The 16,355-nt window shown below is 37.0% G+C and carries 15 protein-coding genes and 1 tRNA gene; 8 read left to right on the top strand and 8 right to left on the bottom strand.

The window, feature by feature from the left end; translation table 11 throughout:
* Nucleotides 1-8 precede the first annotated feature (8 nt).
* The 5 genes from nrdB to AAC852_RS00175 all read left to right on the top strand — a co-directional run bounded on the left by nrdB (nucleotide 9) and on the right by AAC852_RS00175 (nucleotide 4,642).
* Entirely contained in the window at nucleotides 9-1,139 is a 1,131-nt protein-coding gene (gene nrdB, locus AAC852_RS00195) for a class Ia ribonucleoside-diphosphate reductase subunit beta (RefSeq protein ID WP_340619280.1), read from the top strand.
* Nucleotide 1,140: 1 nt separating this feature from the next.
* Nucleotides 1,141-1,407 carry a class I ribonucleotide reductase maintenance protein YfaE gene (yfaE, locus tag AAC852_RS00190; RefSeq protein ID WP_099135702.1) on the top strand — a complete coding sequence of 89 codons (267 nt, stop codon included), beginning with the start codon at nucleotides 1,141-1,143 and terminating at the stop codon, nucleotides 1,405-1,407.
* A gap of 502 nt (nucleotides 1,408-1,909) precedes the next feature.
* Entirely contained in the window at nucleotides 1,910-2,680 is a 771-nt protein-coding gene (locus AAC852_RS00185; protein WP_340619279.1) for an N-acetylmuramoyl-L-alanine amidase, read from the top strand.
* Nucleotides 2,681-3,089: 409 nt separating this feature from the next.
* Nucleotides 3,090-3,542, top strand: a complete 453-nt coding sequence (locus tag AAC852_RS00180) for a hypothetical protein (protein WP_340619278.1) — start codon at nucleotides 3,090-3,092, stop codon at nucleotides 3,540-3,542.
* A 665-nt stretch (nucleotides 3,543-4,207) separates the two neighbouring features.
* Nucleotides 4,208-4,642 carry a lysozyme gene (locus AAC852_RS00175; RefSeq protein ID WP_340619277.1) on the top strand — a complete coding sequence of 145 codons (435 nt, stop codon included), beginning with the start codon at nucleotides 4,208-4,210 and terminating at the stop codon, nucleotides 4,640-4,642.
* Nucleotides 4,643-4,806: 164 nt separating this feature from the next.
* Here the strand turns inward: AAC852_RS00175 and AAC852_RS00170 are convergent, their stop codons facing one another.
* From AAC852_RS00170 to AAC852_RS00145, 6 genes are all read right to left on the bottom strand, one after another.
* A complete protein-coding gene (locus AAC852_RS00170) occupies nucleotides 4,807-5,400 on the bottom strand; it encodes a lytic polysaccharide monooxygenase (RefSeq protein ID WP_340619276.1) in 594 nt (197 codons plus the stop codon).
* A 503-nt stretch (nucleotides 5,401-5,903) separates the two neighbouring features.
* Nucleotides 5,904-6,581 carry a glycosyltransferase family 25 protein gene (locus AAC852_RS00165; RefSeq protein ID WP_340619275.1) on the bottom strand — a complete coding sequence of 226 codons (678 nt, stop codon included), beginning with the start codon at nucleotides 6,579-6,581 and terminating at the stop codon, nucleotides 5,904-5,906.
* Complete coding sequence (locus AAC852_RS00160; protein WP_340619274.1) at nucleotides 6,578-7,603, bottom strand: glycosyltransferase; 1,026 nt, start codon at nucleotides 7,601-7,603, stop codon at nucleotides 6,578-6,580. Before AAC852_RS00160 ends, AAC852_RS00165 begins: the two co-directional genes overlap by 4 nt.
* A gap of 424 nt (nucleotides 7,604-8,027) precedes the next feature.
* A tRNA-Pro gene (locus tag AAC852_RS00155) sits at nucleotides 8,028-8,104 on the bottom strand.
* 75 nt (nucleotides 8,105-8,179) lie between these two features.
* Nucleotides 8,180-9,922, bottom strand: a complete 1,743-nt coding sequence (yejM, locus tag AAC852_RS00150) for an LPS biosynthesis-modulating metalloenzyme YejM (protein WP_340619273.1) — start codon at nucleotides 9,920-9,922, stop codon at nucleotides 8,180-8,182.
* Between the two features lie 31 nt (nucleotides 9,923-9,953).
* The gene (locus tag AAC852_RS00145) at nucleotides 9,954-10,181 is read right to left on the bottom strand and encodes a YejL family protein (RefSeq protein ID WP_099134811.1); all 228 of its coding nucleotides are present in this window, start codon (nucleotides 10,179-10,181) and stop codon (nucleotides 9,954-9,956) included.
* 277 nt (nucleotides 10,182-10,458) lie between these two features.
* On the opposite strand from AAC852_RS00145, the gene yejK reads away from it, so the two are divergent.
* Complete coding sequence (gene yejK, locus AAC852_RS00140; protein WP_340619272.1) at nucleotides 10,459-11,466, top strand: nucleoid-associated protein YejK; 1,008 nt, start codon at nucleotides 10,459-10,461, stop codon at nucleotides 11,464-11,466.
* A gap of 112 nt (nucleotides 11,467-11,578) precedes the next feature.
* Here the strand turns inward: yejK and rplY are convergent, their stop codons facing one another.
* A complete protein-coding gene (rplY, locus tag AAC852_RS00135; RefSeq protein ID WP_340619271.1) occupies nucleotides 11,579-11,860 on the bottom strand; it encodes a 50S ribosomal protein L25 in 282 nt (93 codons plus the stop codon).
* A 164-nt stretch (nucleotides 11,861-12,024) separates the two neighbouring features.
* Entirely contained in the window at nucleotides 12,025-13,782 is a 1,758-nt protein-coding gene (radD, locus tag AAC852_RS00130; RefSeq protein ID WP_340619270.1) for a DNA repair helicase RadD, read from the bottom strand.
* A 251-nt stretch (nucleotides 13,783-14,033) separates the two neighbouring features.
* Between radD and rsuA the strand changes: the two genes are divergently transcribed.
* Both rsuA and AAC852_RS00120 read left to right on the top strand, forming a co-directional pair.
* Complete coding sequence (rsuA, locus tag AAC852_RS00125) at nucleotides 14,034-14,741, top strand: 16S rRNA pseudouridine(516) synthase RsuA (RefSeq protein ID WP_340619269.1); 708 nt, start codon at nucleotides 14,034-14,036, stop codon at nucleotides 14,739-14,741.
* Between the two features lie 36 nt (nucleotides 14,742-14,777).
* Nucleotides 14,778-15,965 carry a Bcr/CflA family multidrug efflux MFS transporter gene (locus AAC852_RS00120; RefSeq protein ID WP_340619268.1) on the top strand — a complete coding sequence of 396 codons (1,188 nt, stop codon included), beginning with the start codon at nucleotides 14,778-14,780 and terminating at the stop codon, nucleotides 15,963-15,965.
* Nucleotides 15,966-16,355 lie beyond the last annotated feature (390 nt).

Genomic DNA, 16,355 nt, shown 5'->3' with positions numbered 1-16,355 from the left:
AGGAAACTATGTCCTATACCACTTTTTCACAAGTAAAAAATGATCAATTACAGGAGCCGATGTTTTTCGGCCAGTCTGTGAACGTAGCACGTTATGATCAGCAAAAGTATCCTATTTTTGAAAAGCTGATCGAAAAACAGCTCTCGTTTTTCTGGCGTCCAGAAGAAGTTGATGTATCCCGTGACCGCATTGATTTCAATGGGTTGCCAGATCACGAAAAGCATATTTTTATCAGTAACCTGAAATACCAGACATTACTGGATTCTATTCAGGGGCGTAGCCCGAATGTAGCATTTCTACCATTGATTTCGATTCCTGAATTAGAAACGTGGGTTGAAACATGGTCGTTTTCAGAGACAATCCATTCGCGCTCTTATACGCATATTATCCGTAATATTGTTAATGATCCTGCGGTTATATTTGACGATATCGTGGCAAATGAGCAGATCTTGAAGCGTGCGAAAGACATTTCGAAGTATTACGACGATCTGATTGAAATGACCAGCTACTATCATCAATTAGGTGAAGGTACGCATAGCGTTGCTGGTCAAGAAGTAACAGTTAGTCTGCGTGCGCTGAAAAAACAGCTTTATTTATGTTTGATGAGTGTTAACGCATTGGAAGCGATTCGTTTCTATGTCAGCTTTGCATGTTCATTTGCTTTTGCTGAACGTGAATTGATGGAAGGAAATGCGAAGATAATTAAATTAATCGCCCGTGATGAAGCCTTGCATTTGACAGGTACTCAACACATGTTGAACTTGCTGCGTTCTGGTCAGGATGATCCTGAAATGGCAGAAATTGCCCAAGAGTGTGAACAGCAATGTTATGACCTGTTTGTGCAGGCGGCAGAGCAGGAAAAAGAGTGGGCGGATTATCTTTTCAAAGATGGCTCCATGATTGGTCTGAACAAAGATATTTTGTGCCAGTATGTTGAATATATTACCAATATTCGCATGCAGGCAGTGGGCTTGGAGTTGCCATTTGAAACACGCTCTAATCCAATTCCTTGGATTAATTCGTGGTTGGTTTCTGATAACGTTCAGGTGGCTCCACAGGAAGTCGAAGTCAGCTCTTACTTGGTCGGTCAGATTGATTCGGAAGTCAATACTGAGGATCTCAGCGGTTTCGAACTCTGATATGGCTGATTACAAAGTTACCCTGCCGTCTGGGCAGGGATTATCTCTCTATTATTCTTCCAGTTTGCACAGTAACTTGTTGGAAGCGTTAGAACAAGGCAAAGTTCAGACTGAATATCAATGCCGTGAGGGGTATTGTGGTTCCTGTCGGGTAAGACTAGTGAAAGGGAAGGTAGGGTATCCTTGTAAGCCGTTGGCATTTGTTAATGATGGTGAAATCTTACCTTGCAGCTGCTATCCCCTTTCTGACATCGAAATTGAGCTGTAATTCATTGATGGATGACAATTATCATCCCAACAGACAGAATTATTCATCCTTTCTGCTTTGTAATATTTGTAATATCAAGCTTGTTTTTAATTGTGAACATATCAGAGTTATAAGTTGATATGTTCACTTATTTATTCTTTTATCTGCTGATCTAATAAGAAAAAAATTGTGTGGTGACATATATATACAGAACATCAATTTTTTCATAATTTTAATTTAATCTGCTTCTTTATTGATTCTTCCTATCTGATCTGGTATCAAGTATATAATTATCTATATACCTTTGGGTTCATTCCTTTGCTATTGTATTACCTCTTGAATCTTCTGCTATATATATCAGAAAAGTGATTTTAGCTATTTCAGGGAATATTGACTGAATATAAATATGTTATAGATTTCAAATAACTATTTATAGAAATTCTGGAAAATAAAAGATAAATATAATTTACTCAATATAATCTAATCTATAGGATAAGCTAAGAAAAATGTAAGGAGCATAACCATGTATAAAATTGATTATAATTCGTACCGTTCAACTAAAAGTTTTAACCGACGTCCTCGATTTTTAGTGATGCACTACACTGCCTTAAATTTCAAGAAATCTATTGAGGCATTAACAGGAGAATCAGTTAGTGTGCATTATTTAGTACCTAACCCAGATGATCAAACCTATAAGGAAGCAGGGTTCGAGGGAGTACGTATATTTAATTTGGTTGATGAAATTGAAAGAGCCTGGCATGCGGGAGTCAGTAGCTGGTCAGGCCGAAGCAATTTGAATGATACAGCTATTGGCATTGAAGTTGTTAATGAAGCCAGTGATGATTGTGGCGTCATGACCTTCCCACCGTACCATCCGGATCAGGTTAATGCAATTAAAGAGCTGGCAATTAATATACTACAACGATATCCAGATATTACTCCAACTCACGTTATCGGGCATTCTGATATTGCTGTGGGTAGGAAAAGCGACCCAGGCCCTGCTTTTCCCTGGAAAGAATTATATGAAGCAGGGGTTGGTGCATGGTATGACGAAGAGACTAAACAAAAGTATATTGAAGAGTTTGAGCAATCTTTCCCTGAGAAAGATAAGATTTTAAAGAAATTCAGCCAGTACGGTTATGATATTTCTGGAGCAAATGAAAAAGCTGGATATCAAGACTTGATTAAAGCATTTCAAATGCACTTCCGTCAATCAAACTATGACGGGTGCCCAGATATAGAAACTATCGCAATTATATATGCTCTGGTTGAGAAATATTTCAATAAGTCATAGTAATCTATGTTATTAATATTGGGTGATGCTATATAACCATCTAAAATATAAGTAATAATTATAATTAATTACCCTGATAATTACCTTTTGTTAAACACAATCTTGATGAGTTTTAAGATGCAGCTAATGGTAAAGAGTAGTGAAGCCAGTAAAGCAACAATCTGGAAGACAGAGAGGAAAAGTGTTTTGCCGTGTATTATCAGGGGATCTTTTTTGTTGGCATTATTAATTGAAAGAAATTATATCTTTCTGATGTTTTGGTTTCTACCTTGCTCTTTGATGAATGTTCATCTAATCTAAATGTTTTCCTTTAGGTAACTTATAGTTGATTAATCGTATAATTTTTTTATCTGTTTTTTTACTATTCATTACAAAGGCTGTTTGATGCAAAGATTGTCAGGAGCTTAAAATGGGAAGACTGTTGGCTATCATTGTTGTGGTGATGGGGGGAGTAGCGATGATATGTAATATCGCGGAAGCAAAATCACCTCATGATGGCGAGTACTTGTGTAGGGTAAATAAAGAATTAAATGATGCTACTATCAAAAATGATGGAATGTACTTTTTTCCAACTAATCAGGATACTGTTAGAGTTTCCTATAAAAATGCAAGCTTTATTATTCATGAAACAAAACCAGAAGTCTTTGTTAGCCCTACATTAATGCCTATAACCCAATTTGGAATATTAAATAAAAAAGAACTTTTAGAGATAGGTGAGAATACCTTAATATATGGTGGAAAAAGTCATGGATTAGGGTATTTTAGGCCAGGTAAAAATGAATTTTTTATTTCTAAAATAAACATCCCTGGTATAAAAGGTGCCTATATTTTATCTTTAGAATATTGTGTGAAACAGACATAATAAACATCAAGAGGATTATTTATACCATAATGCTTCCTTAAAATATATTATCAAATCTATCAACTTAATTATTTTTTATTCTATATCAATTGTACTGACTTTATCAGGCTGAATAGCTATATTCCTTGAAGGAATATACTCATTTGTTGTTGTATGGTTCAGGGTATTTAGGGAATACCAAATAACGAAAAGCTTTGTGCAAGTTGGCTAATATACGAACGAGGTTAATAAAAAAGCCAGTTATTGTGTCTGAACTGGCTTGCCTTCTCTGTGCTAACATAGCTTTTACATAAAGCGTTTTGTTGACAGACGAATGACGACGCAATGTACATTAGAGAAGAAAGATTTTACAGATTTCATGATGATTTTCCTTGAGAATTATAAATTGTGATTTACTTCACGAAAATCTAGATTCTGTGAGGCATTTTATGCTCAAAATGAAAAGAGTCAAGATATTTATTAAATTATTTTTTTAAAATTTAAAAAAATTTTGAAATTTAATTTAGTTTATTGAAAATAAAGATATTTTTATTAATTAGGGAAGGGGTATTCAGTCTATCTTGCTGTTTTTTATTGTTCGTATTGTGATATGTCCGTAGGAATTTTTTGCTGTCTATACTTTATCCATAGGGTGTGATGATAAGCCATACTATTGGAGATAGCTTGTGGAGATAAGTGAAAATGGCATCAATAAGATAAAAAGTTATGAGGGATTGAGATTAAAAGCATATCCTGATCCTGCTACTGGGGGGGAGCCTTGGACAATTGGTTATGGACACACAAAAGGAGTTGAGCCAGGGCAAATGATCACAAAACAACAAGCAGAGGCACTGTTACGTGAAGATTTAAGTCCTATTTATGATGTATTAGGACAATATGTTAAAGTGCCTTTAACACAAGGGCAATTTGATGCTTTATGTTCGCTTATTTTTAACGTGGGAATTGGAAACTTTATTCATTCGACTTTATTGAAAAAATTGAATCAAGGTGATTATCAAGAAGCTGCACAGGAATTTCTGAAATGGGATAAAGTTAACGGGAATAAACTATCAGCCTTACTTGCCCGTAGAAAATCTGAACAAGAAATGTTTTTATCGTAAGTTTGTTACTAAGAATACCAGACATGATAAATAATAATGATATAAAATTTACAATAATAACATTTTATTAATCAACATAATCTATCGATGAATTAACCTGATATTCACTTCAGTCACTAGCATGTGCTGGCAAAATACCAGCACATAATTACTGTTTACCAATATTATTTTATTTCAGTATCAATAACTTGATAGAAAGCATTAGCTGTATCATCGATTGTCCAGATGCCAAGAATAACATGGTATCCTGAGCGTTTTGGTACTTCACACGTTATATTAACTTCTTTTGATGGGCGTTTTCCATTATCCTCTTGTGAACAGAAAGGAGTGAGATCAAATTGTGCACGAGTAAGAGGCTTATTAGGATCCCAATTAGGTTTAGTAATAAAGAACTGCCATGAAGTTGTGCTGTGCTGCGCAGTTAAATGCCATTTAAATACATTTTCGCCTTTGTTGATAGGGACATGATGCCAACGATTTTTACTTTGTTCATTGAGTTGTTTAAACTGTCCAACACCTGCACTGGCAATTTGACCATCAGGAGGCCCAGCTTCAGGAAAGCCCTTTGGACCTTCAACAGATTGTGGTTCATACATAACAGGCCCACAATTTTTATTGATACCTTTTTTACATAGAAGAGCCCTACTTGGAGGGCTCTCTATATATCCATGGCGACTTTGGGTTTCAGCATTAGCAGATAATGGGATTGTGCATAAGGCCGTCAATCCCACTAAAAATAATGACTCTTTAATGTTCATGATTGAATTTCCTGTTTTTTCCGTACTTGACTGTAAAATAAGTAAATTTACTAATATTTATTATATTAAGTAGATTTTATGAAATTAATTAATCTAACATAATGACATACAAATGTTTATAATAAAATTATTAAGTTATAAATACTTAATTTATGATAGAAGTATAACAGAAAGAAATCCGATAGATAAAATTTCCTCTCTGGAATAAGGAGGGGGGAAGTGAAATGAGAAGAAAATGAGAGTATGCGGAGAAATAAGTAAAGGTTTGAATAAAAACCAGTAAAATTATAATAGGAAAACATACAATATAGAAAAATCTTATATTTTTCAAAAATCAATTAAATATGAATTAAGTTGTAACAATAGTGTTGATCTTAGTGCTGATGTCAGAAATGCTTATTACCAAAATTCGTCATAGTCAATGGGAAAGGTTTGGGCGAGTGATTAATACATATAGAAGATATGAATATAATAGAAAGCCGGATTAGGCCTTCTATTTGTATTTAGATAATTTTTTCTATTCGGTAGAGTAATTTTTTAAAAAGCAAATCCCTTAACCTATTAATCTGATATTTAGGTTCTTTTTTCTTTAATAAGTGACGATAATTTTCTCTTAGTCTTTTTTGTTTAATTCTCTCTTTTTGTAAAGTTGAAGAAACACTATTGGAATCTCCATTAAATACCATGGAAGGTAATAAGCAGTACACATTAACAATTCTTTGCATTCTAAAAACGCCCCACATGTCGCACTCCCACTTTAGTGGAGACATTCTTCTGATTAATTGTCTAGCTGATTTGTTGTTTATTACATAACCATACGCCCCAGATGCTTCATAAATAGAATGAATGTCATATTTTTTTGATTTTAGTTTAATATTCTTTATATAACTTTCTGGTGGTGATAACAGAAAGACATTTGGTTTTCTCACATTGTCAATCAACTTTATTTCGTTTAATGCATTTATCAGATCTTGAGATAATATCGCATCATCTTCCAGTATTAGTGCATGTGGGATATTCTCATCTACTATTTTCTTATAAATAAGCAAATGACTTAGTGAGCAACCTATTTCTCCTTTGGTTAATTTACATTCAGGATAATCATATACTATTTCAGAAAGATAAGTATCTGACAAGCCAGAACCGTATACCGCGTCTATAAACTCGATATTTAAATTCATATGGATTCTTTTATGGTTGAATAATCAGGAAGTTGCTTCCCATTTACAATTTCTTGCAATTTATTAGATAAAGTATCTATATTATTTAAAGGATATAATTCTCCATTTATACCATCTTTAATTATATCAGATGGTCCTGTTTGACAATCTGAGCTAATAACATATATTCCATAGGATATTGCTTCACATAGAACCATCCCAAAGCCTTCATAAGATGAAGTTAGCAATAAACAGGTTACATTTTTAATATTTTCTATTATATATTCCCAGGGATTTTTTTGCCATCCATGCCATTTAATTTTATCCTCAATTTTAAGATTATGTGCTAATCCCTTTAGTTTGGCAATTTCGTGGATATCGCCAGAGCCAACAATATTTAATAACCAATTTCCTTTTATTTCAGAAAGTGATAAAAATAATTCTTTTAAATTCTTTTGCCCATCGAAATTAATTCTGCCTAAATATAAAAAATAATGTTCGTTTTCTGAACGACTGATTATTTCATATTTTGGCGTGATAGGATTATAAATAGTATACACAGTATTGGGCTTAGCACCCATATCGTAAAGCTGTTTAGAAATTCCTGAGCTTATGGATAAGTGCTCATCTGCTAATAACGTATATTCTATTTTATAGAGCCCATGCAATGTGAAATGATGCCAAGAAAAAATTTTCGTATTTTTAAAACAAAATCTTCTTGCCCATAGGGATATGTAACATGTTAAAGAATCGTAAGAAATGATATTTTTCGGTTTGTGTTCTGATATTAACTTTGACAATTCATATGCAAAATGTATTCTTCTTAATTTTGTGTTTCTAATATTCGATTTAATTCGAATGAATTTTTTCTCACCAAGCCATTGATCGTCAGGATTTTTAAAATTATCCTCAAAAAATACGAATAATATGTCATAATCACCTTTATATGATGACATTATTCTATGAAAACTATTAAAAACAGTTTCCATTCCACCGAACCCGCCTACATTATACCCGGCAATAAAAATTTTTTTCGGATTCATTTTCATCTCAATAAGTTAAACGTGTACTATTATAGGGAGTATACATTATTGCGTTTGTAGGTATCTATTCATATTCTGTTCAAACAGTCAAATTTGATGTTCCTATTCCATTAACAGAGTCGCTTGGTGTGCTTATCGACTTCACTTTCATTAATGGAGTCGGAGGTCACTTATCACCGATATTCTGTTATGGTATGAAAATTGGTTAGTAAAGGTGAATAATTAGATAGTTTTTTTAATACATCTCAAATCGAAATAATTAAGAAAACCAACAAGAAAAAAGAAGTTCCACACTTCTTTGACCAGTAATAAAACTTCTCTTAAAATTAGTGCATTTCTGCTATTTCCCGCCGATCATTTTACACCACGAAAATTTCACCCATAAAAAAACCAACCGTAAAAGGTTGGTTTTTCTGGGGAAATTTGGTCGGCATGATAGGATTTGAACCTACGACCCCCGACACCCCATGACGGTGCGCTACCAGGCTGCGCTACATGCCGATGACTTTGCTTATAGTACCTTTTTTTATCCGCAAAGCAAGCCCCTTGTTTAGTGAGTGATTGATTTTTAAACAATTAGTCTGCTAAAAATCGTTTAATTTCAGTTAGTATTTGTAACAACTGGGTCAGATTAGGTTTGGTATTTTGGATCTCATTGCCGTTTAGGTCATACAAATGGTATTCGCCATTCTTGGAAAGGTAGATTGTGTTTTGGTCTGTTGTCACAATTAATGAACCATTTTCACCAGTGATCAGCCAAGGAGTATTTCTTTGAGCTCTGAAAAGATCTTCTCCTTGCGAATAATCATCGGGGATATTACTGACATGCAATAAACGTTGCATTAATGTTGTCATAATATCCTGATGGCCAGTCAATTTGTTAATGGTTTGTGCCGGTGTGTCTGGCCAATGGATAATCAATGGAACGTGCATCTGTTGACGATTAAATTTATCGCCTGTAAACCATTTTGGTGGAGAATTTGTAATGGTGCTGCCATGTTTAGCAGTAATAACAATAATAGTATTGTTTAAGGCACCTTTATGTATCAAGGTTTCCAGAACATGGTTGATTTCAATATCCAGTGTTTTCTTGTCAACTTTATCTGATGAAGGTGGAATACCATTCAAGTTTAAGAATGAAAACCATGGAGTTGTGTTATTACGCAAATTTAGCCACTGTTGCCATTGTTCTAAGGTTAAGCTGTCATTGGGTTTGTCAACGTTGGGGAGTGAATAGTCAGTTAAAATCGCTTGGCGGTAAAGTGGGGTTTTGAATCCATCTGATGAGTATAAACCAAACTGATACCCTTGATGAGTCAAGGCATCTATAAGTGCCGAAGATTTTCTGCTGTAAAGAATACCATCCAGATAGCCAGATGATATGCCGTAGAATAATCCGAATAACGCAGTATCGTTCTGCATACCAGTGCTAAAGTGCTGGGTGAACTGGATGTTATTTTTTGTGAAGCGTTCAAGGAATGGCATCTCATTAGCGGTAATGTCATCATTATTCAAACCATCTACAACCAATAACAATAAATTATAACCGCGTCCGCTATCACGGTAAGATAACGTATTCAATGGATATTCAACGGTTAGCGCAGAAGGATTGCCTTGCTGGCTTATACGACGCTGGTACTCTTGTTTATCCAGCAGACCATGCTTTTCAAGAAACTTACGGGCTGTCATTGGGTATGAAAGTGGTAAGTTCGAACGTTGCATGGTAATAGGCCGATAAAAATTGGCATCTGCCCAGATATACATCATATGAGAAGCAACAAAAGCTGTGATAAATACAGCGGCTAATGGTTTGCCGAACTTTTGTCGATTCAGGCTGCGCAATTTTTGCCAACTCCACGTACCGTATAGCATCTGTACCAAAAAAATAACTGGTATGCAGATGAACATCAGTTGCCATTCTCTTGCCCGTTCACCTTGTTCTGGGTTGGTTACTAGATCCCAAACCAGTGGTGTCAGGTGTAGGTGAAAACGCACATAGATGGAGGAGTCAAGTATCAACAGTGTTAACCCTGCTGTTGCCACGGTGGCAGAAAGGAATCGTAGCAACCTCTGTGACATAACAATAAATGTCAGCGGGAATAACACCAATAAATAAATAGTGAAAACAATGAAGCTGAAATGACCGAGCCAACTGACTAGCGCATAAATGCGACCAAACAGTGAACCCGGCCAATCCGATGCAAATAAATAGCGACTGCCCAGCACAAGACTGAACATAATATTGAACAGAGCGAACCAGTGTCCCCAACTGATCATCTGAGAAACTTTTTCGCGGTAATGCTGGCGGCTAGTCACCATATTTTCTTACGTTAATTTTTTAATGGAAAAATTAATGCGCTTTATCTTCATTGATTGAAGATTGTAACGCGTGTGCAAACGAGTTTGCGATATGTCTGCGTTGGGCAGGAGCAATACTCGTGTTGATTAAATTTGTGACCATATTGCCTAAAACCATTAATGAAAGATCGGTAGGAATATGGTTTTTCTCGAAAACATTTACCAGTTCAGCTAGTAAATGTTCAACTTTTTCATCGCTGTAGCGAGAAGATTGTGGCATGACTCAAATATCCTGAATATACAAAGCCTCATATATTACCGTATAGAGGGGGTATTTTCTGCTTTTTTATGACAATTTAATTTCTTTATTGTGCAAATTGTTGTCATGCTTTTAGCTGTTGCATCATTTTAGTCTCTGAAATGAGTAACGTTAACAATTAAATTGTGAACGCTTTTCCATCATTGGGATTTTTGGTTGCAGCAGAGGGGTAACAGTGTTTGAATACGCCGCTAACTGCAAGGCCCAGAAGGTCAACGCTGTAAAAGGAGTATAAATAATGAGTCTGGAAATTACCCAGATCGCGTTACATCAGTTGATTAAACGTGATGAACAAACACTGGAAGTGATTTTGCGGGATTCTCTGCTGGATACTAATGAGGTAGTGGAAGAGATGATGGCAGAATTACATCGTGTGTATAGCGCTAAAAGCAAAGCTTATGGTGTGTTCAATGATGACAGTGAACTTGCAGAGTCACTCCGTCATCAACGTAAGGGGAATGAAGATTTTTTAGGTTTTAGCCGAGCTGCAACCGTTCGTTTGAAAGATGAACTGACAAAATACCCGTTTGCAGAAGGTGGTACTGTGTTGTTTTGTCAGTACCGATATTTAGCTGTGGAGTATTTGTTAATTGCGGTTCTTAACAGTTGTAGTAGCACTTCTGTCAATGAAGAGTTAGATGTAAATACAACGCAGTATCTTGATATTCCTCATGCTGATATTGTTGCCAGAATTGATTTAACTGAGTGGGAAACTAACCCTGGCTCTTGTCGCTATTTGACTTTCCTGAAAGGGCGGGTAGGGCGCAAGGTTTCTGACTTTTTCATGGATTTTCTGGCTGCCAGTGAAGGAATGAATACTAAAGTACAGAATAAAGGGTTATTGCAAGCAGTAGATGATTATTGCAAATCCGCTCAGCTAGATAAAAATGAGCGACAAGCCTATCGCCAACAGGTTTACAGTTATTGTAATGAGCAACTACAGGCGGGCGAGGAGATTAAATTGCAGGAACTGTCGCAAGAATTACCACCATTGGGTGAGCATAACTTCCAGCAATTTTCACAAGATAAGGGATACGAGTTGGAAGAAAGTTTCCCAGCAGATCGCAGTACATTGCGTCAGTTGACCAAGTTTGCTGGCAGCGGTGGCGGATTGACAATTAATTTTGATGCTATGTTACTCGGAGAAAGAATTTTCTGGGATCCGGCAACAGATACATTAACGATTAAGGGAACTCCTCCAAATCTGCGTGATCAACTGCAACGCCGTGGCAGTGGTAATCACTAAAATATTTCGATTCTAAGTTTGAAATAGTTATAAACGAAATGGTAAAAATAAATAACGCCGCAAATGCGGCGTTATTTACTCGGCGTCCCGATAAAAGCTCGATTGTGGCTAATTAAGCACGCAGGAAATCAATGTGCGTCAGTTTAGGTTTAAACGGATGACGCTGTACTGCCTGCACTTTAACTTTAGTTTCTTTACCATCAACAACCAGAGTCAGAACTTCGTAGAATTCTGGCTTGCTTTCGTGGTTGATAACTACATCGTGATCCAGTTCGATAGAAACTGGCTCTTGGTTACCACCATAAATGATTGCTGGAAACTTGTTAGCTCTGCGCAGGCGGCGGCTCGCACCCTTACCCTGCTCTTTACGTACTTCTGCATTAATAGTTAACATTATTTTTTCTCGATAAAAGAAGAAAATAAATCCTGCTACAGGCGACCCAGCAGCAGGTTCGATACTTGGCTTAACATTATGGATTACGCTAAGCGGGCGGCATTTTAACGAAAAACCTATATGACGGCAAATAGAAAGTACTTTGTTGTGAGTAATTACACTGCTTAATACAGGTCGTCAGCCCGTCGGAAGCGGCCTTGATAATCAAAAATTTTTTCCCGGATCTGCCAGAACTGCCCTTTTTTTCGTGCAACAACAAAATCAGGGTGTCGTAGTAAAGGAAGTTGATGAGCAATATCTCTAGCTGTTTTCCACTGTAAAGGAATGCCTGGTGCTCGTTGATGATGGCGCACAAATTGCAGTTCAAATACTTTTTTTTGGTCAGGCGTTGTCAAACGGAATAATTCAGATACGTTTGCCCCATCTTCATCGTAATAAGTAATTTTGAGCCATTCGCCTTTATTGTCGTTACCCGGCGTTAATTGCATTCCACCACAACGTAGTACAAGAGCATCTTTGAGTTTAAGGGCTGCTTTCAGCATATCATCAGGGTCGACCAGCACTTCTTGACAACGATGGCAACGTCGGGCTGCGATATCGTTTTCTGCTCCGCAATGCGGGCATGATTTGAAACGAAAGCGAAAATCACATTGGTGTCTTTTTCCTGTTTCGTCTTCTTCCCATCCTTGGCAACGGCGTCCAAAGTGTTCAATGATATCACCCTCTGCGGTGCATTTTCCCCAGAAGGTATTGGCAAACTGACAGATTGGGCAGAATACTTGCACAGGCTGATTTTGTGAACTGGGTTTATGGCTGCCGACTTCAGGAGTATAAAGGTCGTGAGGGTTGCCCGCATAGTCTAAAATTAGGCACTCTTTCTTATCAGGAAACAAGCGTAATCCACGGCCGACAATCTGCTGATAGAGGCTCACGGACTCTGTTGGACGCAATATCGCAATGAGATCGACGTGAGGTGCATCAAACCCTGTTGTCAGAACAGCAACATTAACCATATAGCGTAGTTGCTGTTTTTTGAAAGCGTGGATCAGAAGATCCCGTTCAGTGCTCGGTGTATCGGCGCTGACTAATGCTGCCTGTCCTGTGGGAAGTAACAGGAAAATTTCTTTTGCATGTTCAACTGTGGCAGCAAAAATCATTACACCCTTCCGATCTGCTGCATATTCAATGATCTGCTTGACAATGTGTGGCGTAATACGTTTCTGTCGTTTAATTTCCCGACTCAAATCAGCTTCATTGAAAATGCCTTGCTGGCTGGTACGTACTTGACTGAAATCATATTGCATTATGGGCATATCTAACCTTTCTGGAGAAACCAGAAAGTGGTGTTTGATCATATAACGTAATGGAAGTTCATAAATACAGTCACGAAAAAAGCAATTTTCATCACCACGTATCATGCCATGATAGTGATACTGATAAATCCAGCCAACACCTAAACGGTAGGGCGTTGCGGTTAAACCCAGGATCCTGATCTGAGGATTATTTTTCTGGAGTTGCTGGATAATTTGCTGATATTGACTGTTTTCATCATCATTAATCCGGTGGCACTCATCAATGATTAGCAGTGAGAAGTTGTGATCAAAATGGTCTAAATTGCGGGCTACAGATTGAATGCTGCCAAAGACAACTTTTCCTTCACTCTGCTTTTGATGCAGCCCGGCAGAAAAGATATCTGCTTTCAGGTTATAAGAACAATATTTACTATGGTTTTGTGCAACCAGTTCTTTAACATGTGCCAGTACTAAAACCCGGCCGTGAGCCAGTTTAGCCAGTTCAGCAATGACAAGACTTTTGCCTGCACCAGTAGGTAAAACAATAACTGCGGGTTTTTTATGTTTGCGGAAATGACGAATGGTCGCATCTACCGCTTCTTGTTGATAAGGGCGTAAAGTAAAAGCCATTGTTATGTTACTGTCACGAAGATCGAGTAAAAGATGGTTGATGGAGAGGATAACATTTTTCCTTCAACCTGCCGACGAGAAAATATTATCAGGTTCAGTGTGCTATAACAGATAGTTTATGGTTATTATAGTTATTTGATCTACTATTATTCTGCAAATTATCTGCTTAATTTTGTGTTCAAAGTGGCTTTGAAATTGCCTGTCATATCAGAGGCGTTTTCATATTTATTTTTTGTTAGGTATAACTATTCATGCGATTGGATAAATTTTTATCACAACAATTGGGTATTAGCCGTAATGATGTCGGGCGTGAATTACGTGCTGGGCGAGTTACTGTTGATGACGAAACCATCAAAACAGGGGCATATAAGTTGAAACCTGAGCAGGTAGTTGCCTACGAAGGAACAATATTGGAGCAATTGGACGGTCCACGTTATTTTATGTTGAATAAGCCACAAGGGTATGTGTGTTCGACTGATGATCCATCAAATCCAACTATTTTGTATTTTATTGATGAGCTTGTTGCCCATAAACTGCATTCTGCAGGGCGATTAGATATTGATACTACAGGCTTAGTATTATTGACGGATGATGGTCAGTGGTCACATCGTATTACTTCACCCAAGCACCATTGTGAAAAAACTTACCTTGTAACACTGGAACACCCAATATCAGAGGATACTGAGGAAAAATTTCTTGTAGGTGTTCAACTGAATGGAGAAAAGACACTGACAAAACCGGCAAAATTAGAGCTCATTGAGCCTCAGCTTGTTCGTCTGACTATCAGTGAAGGACGATATCATCAGGTAAAACGGATGTTTGCTGCCGTGGGGAATCATGTTATTAAGCTTCATCGTGAACGTATTGGCGAAATTTATTTGGATCCCAAATTAGGGCCAGGGGAATATCGAGCGTTGACGGAACACGAAATTAAGAGCATACAAATGCCAGTAGCTTAATTTTTTATCTATTCATAGTTGTTTTGGGAAAAAAGCGTGCAACAACAACGATTATCCTATTTGGGATTAGTCCTTATTCTTGGGCTGCTCTCTATGTTAATGCCATTGGCAATTGATATGTATTTGCCAAGCATGCCAACAATAGCCATTGATTTTGGTGTCAGTGATGGCAAAGTTCAAATGACATTGAACAGTTACATGCTGGGGTTTGCTATTGGTCAAATAGTTTATGGGCCAATGTCTGATAGCTTGGGACGTAAGCCCGTTATTCTAGGTGGCGTGATTGTTTTTGCAATATCATCTGCTGCATGTGCTTTGGCACAAAATATAGGTACTTTTATTTCCATGCGTTTTTTGCATGGTTTTGCTGCGGCATCGGCCAGTGTTGTGATTAACGCTTTGATGCGTGATATGTTCACGAAAGATGAGTTTTCACGCAGTATGTCGTTTGTGACACTGGTAATGATCATAGCTCCGCTATTAGCTCCCATGTTAGGTGGGATGGTGATGGTATGGTTCAACTGGCATGCTATTTTTTGGTCTATCACAATTGCTGCGGTAATAGCTGCATTTTTATTTGCTGTTTTTATCAGGGAAACACTACCTAAAGAGAAAAGGCTGCGTTTCAATCCAAAGGTCACTTTAGGGCAGTTTGTTATGCTGTTTAGGCAGCGCCAAGTGTTGTGCTATATTTTGGCAAGTGGTTTTTCTTTTGCCGGAATGTTTTCTTTTCTTAATGCCGGGGCATTTGTTTATATCCAATTAAATGGTGTTCCTGCACAGCATTTCGGTTATTACTTCGGATTAAACATTATCTTTATGTTTATCATGACAACCATCAATAGTCAGTGTGTCCGCAAATATGGCGCATTAAATATGCTGAATTTTGGCATATTTATTCAATTCGTTATGGGGTTATGGTTGTTATTCAGCACTATGTTTGATTTGGGTTTTATTTCTTTGGTGTTGGGTGTAGCAATTTATATCAGCAGCATTTCTTTGATTACTTCCAATGCGATGGCCGTTGTGTTGGATGATTACCCTCATATGGCTGGAACAGTAGCTTCATTATCTGGAACCATACGTTTCAGTATTGCTGCCTTGGTTGGGGCAATTTTATCTTCTGCTCCTGAAAAAAGTGCTTGGCCAATGGTTGGTTCGATGGCCTTGTGCGTAATATTAGCGATGATATTGATTGTTTATGCACGCAAAGCTAAGACATAAAATAATCAAAGAAGCCATCTGTATTTTCAAGTGGCTTCTTACTTTTTTTCATGTCTATATCGTTGCTGGAGCTTATAGCGATATTAAGTGTACCAATACCTCAGTTTTCTTTTCTTAGAAAACAGAGCTCTTAGAAAACAGAGTTCTCAGGAAACATCATTTCCATCCGTAAAAACCCAGAAGAATTTTCCTATAAATTAAAAATAGTTTGTTTATTGGATAAACAGAAAATACCGAACGATTAGCAGGAAAATATCGATGCTTGTTAATTTGATGATATCAGCCGAATCCTCTGTGTTGGTTTTTTGTTAACTTTAAAATGTTAAATATATGAACCCAGAGGATGAATAGTGTGTTGATAATTAACATTTTGTAAAACAAGGATATTGT

This window comes from Xenorhabdus siamensis (assembly GCF_037996745.1).
In the GTDB taxonomy this organism is placed as follows: domain Bacteria; phylum Pseudomonadota; class Gammaproteobacteria; order Enterobacterales; family Enterobacteriaceae; genus Xenorhabdus; species Xenorhabdus indica.
The sequence above is the reverse complement of the archived record's forward strand: the minus strand, read 5'-3'. Positions and strand labels throughout refer to the sequence as shown.

Bases quoted from the DNA above. Each gene is read 5' to 3' on its own strand.
- nrdB (WP_340619280.1), top strand. From the start codon at position 9: ATGTCCTATACCACTTTTTCACAAGTAAAAAATGATCAATTACAGGAG.
- yfaE (WP_099135702.1), top strand. From the start codon at position 1,141: ATGGCTGATTACAAAGTTACCCTGCCGTCTGGGCAGGGATTATCTCTC.
- AAC852_RS00185 (WP_340619279.1), top strand. From the start codon at position 1,910: ATGTATAAAATTGATTATAATTCGTACCGTTCAACTAAAAGTTTTAAC.
- AAC852_RS00180 (WP_340619278.1), top strand. From the start codon at position 3,090: ATGGGAAGACTGTTGGCTATCATTGTTGTGGTGATGGGGGGAGTAGCG.
- AAC852_RS00170 (WP_340619276.1), bottom strand. From the start codon at position 5,400: ATGAACATTAAAGAGTCATTATTTTTAGTGGGATTGACGGCCTTATGC.
- AAC852_RS00165 (WP_340619275.1), bottom strand. From the start codon at position 6,581: ATGAATTTAAATATCGAGTTTATAGACGCGGTATACGGTTCTGGCTTG.
- AAC852_RS00160 (WP_340619274.1), bottom strand. From the start codon at position 7,603: ATGAATCCGAAAAAAATTTTTATTGCCGGGTATAATGTAGGCGGGTTC.
- yejM (WP_340619273.1), bottom strand. From the start codon at position 9,922: ATGGTGACTAGCCGCCAGCATTACCGCGAAAAAGTTTCTCAGATGATC.
- AAC852_RS00145 (WP_099134811.1), bottom strand. From the start codon at position 10,181: ATGCCACAATCTTCTCGCTACAGCGATGAAAAAGTTGAACATTTACTA.
- yejK (WP_340619272.1), top strand. From the start codon at position 10,459: ATGAGTCTGGAAATTACCCAGATCGCGTTACATCAGTTGATTAAACGT.
- rplY (WP_340619271.1), bottom strand. From the start codon at position 11,860: ATGTTAACTATTAATGCAGAAGTACGTAAAGAGCAGGGTAAGGGTGCG.
- radD (WP_340619270.1), bottom strand. From the start codon at position 13,782: ATGGCTTTTACTTTACGCCCTTATCAACAAGAAGCGGTAGATGCGACC.
- rsuA (WP_340619269.1), top strand. From the start codon at position 14,034: ATGCGATTGGATAAATTTTTATCACAACAATTGGGTATTAGCCGTAAT.